The following is a 3,339-nucleotide window of genomic DNA, read 5'->3' on the forward strand; positions in this document are numbered from 1 at the left end:
GTTATAATCTTGTAACTCAACTGTAAACGCGTTTGCTGGTTTATTTTACTATGATAAGGGTATTAGTATTAATGCAGCTGCCAACTTTGGAAAAAGTAACCTGCACTAGCATTTTAGTGAAATTACAGAAAAAATAACTGAATGTGTATAGAACTTCTAAGATGTAAGATACTAAACTCAACAATAGCAATGTATTCAATACAACTGAATGCCTTGCTAAATAAAAATCATCTGATGAAAGTGAGGCAACTATAGATGAAAGCAACTGGAATTGTTCGTCGTATTGATGATTTAGGACGCGTTGTTATTCCGAAAGAAATCCGCAGAACGTTAAGGATCCGTGAAGGAGATCCGCTTGAGATCTTCGTTGATCGTGACGGGGAAGTCATCTTAAAGAAATACTCTCCTATCAGTGAACTTGGTGATTTTGCAAAGGAATATGCCGAAGCATTATACGACAGTTTAGGAAGTGCGGTCCTGATTTGCGACCGTGATGCAGTTATCGCCATAGCAGGCGCATCAAAGAAAGAGTATCTGAACAAGAATGTAAGCGAATTAGTCGAAAAGGTAATGGATGATCGTTCCTCTCTTTTACACACTCAGCAGGGACAAGCAGAGCTTGTTGAAGGACATGACGAAGATTTAAATTCATATACGATCGCTCCAATTGTAGCAAATGGAGATCCAATTGGTGCCGTTGCTATTTTCTCAAAGGATCGTACTGTCGGCGAAGTAGAGCAAAAGGCAGTGGAAACGGCAGCTGGCTTTTTAGCAAGACAAATGGAATCATAAATAGAAGAGAGTGGCATCCGCCACTCTTCTTTTTTTTGAGGAGTAGGCACGGTCCGCTTTTCATTATCAAGTTCCAGCGGCTGGAGGCTCGAGGTCATAAGTCAAAAACACCAAAAAGGCAAAAACCGCCTTTCCGGTGTTTTCGTCTTATGCTTGTCGCCTCTGACCAAGCCGCTTCCGCTTTTCATTGTCCAGCTGCAGCGGCTAGAGGCTCGAGGTCATAAGTCAAAAACACCAAAAAGGCAAAAACCGCCTTTCCGGTGTTTTCGTCTTATGCTTGTCGCCTCTGACCAAGCCGCTTCCGCTTTTCATTGTCCAGCTGCAGCGGCTAGAGGCTCGAGGTCATAAGTCAAAAACACCCAAAAGGCAAAAACCGCCTTTCCGGTGTTTTCGTCTTATGCTTGTCGCCTCTGACCATCCGCTTCCGCTTTTCATTGTCCAGCTGCAGCGGCTAGAGGCTCGAGGTCATAAGTCAAAAACACCCAAAAGGCAAAAACCGCCTTTCCGGTGTTTTCGTCTTATGCTTGTCGCCTCTGACCAAGCCGCTTCCGCTTTTCTTCTTTTATTGATAAAATGACAATAAATATAGATCATTTGATGGTTGTACATATGGAGTTTTATATAGAAAGGCAGGAAGCCCTTGTGAGGAAGCAGTACTCCTCCAAGCAATTTCTTAAAGGGGCCATGATTTTGACGCTGGCCGCATTGGCAACGAAGATTTTAAGCGCGGTGTATCGGGTTCCTTTTCAGAATATCGTTGGAGATATCGGTTTTTATATATATCAGCAGGTGTATCCCTTTTATGGAATAGCGATTGCGTTATCCACTTACGGTTTTCCTGTTATCATTTCAAAGTTAGTCGCTGAAAAACTTGAAGAAAAAGATGAAGAAGGTGCAAAGGATGTGGCCCTGACCTCATTCCTGTTTCTGTGCATCGTTGGCCTGATATGGTTTATGATCATCTTCTTCGGTGCAGGCGTGATTGCAGAATGGATGGGAGACCCTAGGCTGGCGCCCCTGATCCAGGTCATTTCGCTGTCATTTTTGCTGCTTCCTCCATTGTCTTCGTTGAGGGGATATTACCAGGGTAAAGAAAATATGCTGCCGACCGCTGTTTCACAGGTGGCCGAGCAGAGTATCAGGGTGGTGACGATCCTGGTGTTTTCAACCCTGTTGATGGCTCAAGGTCATTCTCTTTACATGGTCGGTAACGGTGCGTTATTCGGGTCGATTACGGGCGGAATTGCAGGTGTGATTGTACTGATTTTCTTTCTTGTGCTGAAAAAGGAAAGGACGGCATCAGGTATCTTTACACTATCAAAGGATTACTTGTCCATTTGCAAACGATTGTTGAAAGACGGGACGGCCATTTGCGTGAGTGCCATGCTGTTGATTCTACTTCAATTCATAGACTCGTTAAACGTATACGCGTTATTGACCGCTTCCGGCATGGAAGAGGCCCTTGCGAAGAAACTGAAGGGGATCTATGACCGCGGGCAGCCTTTCGTACAAATAGGAAATGTCGTTTCCACCGCTATTTCACTCACCATCGTCCCTTTGGTTACAAGCGCTTATATCGGCAAAAAAGAGTCCCTGGTTAGGGAATACAGTCAACTGTCATTAAAAATCAGTATCATTATAGGCTTTGCAGCATCCCTTGGTCTGATCAACCTCATCGTACCTACGAATACGATGTTGTTTGAGAACGCCGCCGGTTCAAGTGTTATTGCCGTATTTTGCATGTCGATTTTCTTTAGTTGCCTGATCCTCACATTTGCAGGCATCCTTCAGGGAATCGGGAGTATTTATTATCCGGCGGTTTGCATCATTGCGGGGGTTGTCCTTAAGTATGCAGGGAACGCCATTCTGGTGCCAATATTTGGGACGATGGGGGCGTCTCTTGCCACCATATCATCCTTGGCATTGATCACGATCCTGATGATAGTGAGATTAAAAAAGATATTCCCGATCAGATTGATCGATTACTCTTATTATAAAACACTGTTTGTAAGCGGGGCTGCAATGACTCTTGTGCTACAGGGGTTAATGCTGCTGTATGGAAGACTGTTGACAAATGGGATGCCTGAACGGATCACGGCTGTCTTCTTCTCTATAGGGGGAGTGTTTATAGGCGGTGCGGTGTTTATCCTGGTTTTACTGAGAGGAAATGTTCTGAGTCAGGAAGAACTCGGCTATCTGCCATTTGGGAGCAAGTGGGTGAGGCTGATGGAAAAATTCCAGCCAATTATAAAAAGAAGATAGGAGAATCATATGAATACGATTACGATTGTCGGCCTGGGAGCCGGGGATTTGGAGCAGCTGCCTTTAGGTGTCTACCGTCTTATCAAAGAAAGTGAAACATTATTTTTGCGGACAAAAGAACATCCTGTGGTAAAGGATTTGGCAGCAGAAGGATTGGCATTTCATTCCTTCGATGAGATCTATGAAAAACATGACCGGTTCGAACAGGTATATGAGGAAATAACAGAGACGCTTGTGGCGCATGCTGAATCCGGGGAGCTCGTCTACGCCGTACCGGGCCATCCG

General features: G+C 44.6%; 3 protein-coding genes. All 3 read left to right on the forward strand.

Annotation, left to right across the window (positions count from 1 at the left end):
* Positions 1 to 255 precede the first annotated feature (255 nt).
* Positions 256 to 792, forward strand: a complete 537-nt coding sequence (spoVT, locus tag HP456_RS21650; RefSeq protein ID WP_172254959.1) for a stage V sporulation protein T — start codon at positions 256 to 258, stop codon at positions 790 to 792.
* A 609-nt stretch (positions 793 to 1,401) separates the two neighbouring features.
* The gene (locus HP456_RS21655; protein ID WP_172254961.1) at positions 1,402 to 3,054 is read left to right on the forward strand and encodes a putative polysaccharide biosynthesis protein; all 1,653 of its coding nucleotides are present in this window, start codon (positions 1,402 to 1,404) and stop codon (positions 3,052 to 3,054) included.
* A 9-nt stretch (positions 3,055 to 3,063) separates the two neighbouring features.
* The coding region (locus tag HP456_RS21660) for an SAM-dependent methyltransferase (RefSeq protein ID WP_246289357.1) at positions 3,064 to 3,339 on the forward strand (276 nt) is incomplete at its 3' end.

The organism is Bacillus haikouensis (assembly GCF_013179555.1).
Classification (GTDB): domain Bacteria; phylum Bacillota; class Bacilli; order Bacillales; family Bacillaceae_B; genus Rossellomorea; species Rossellomorea haikouensis_A.

Coding starts and splice junctions, on each gene's coding strand:
- HP456_RS21655 (WP_172254961.1), top strand. CDS start 1,402: ATGGAGTTTTATATAGAAAGGCAGGAAGCCCTTGTGAGGAAGCAGTAC.
- spoVT (WP_172254959.1), top strand. CDS start 256: ATGAAAGCAACTGGAATTGTTCGTCGTATTGATGATTTAGGACGCGTT.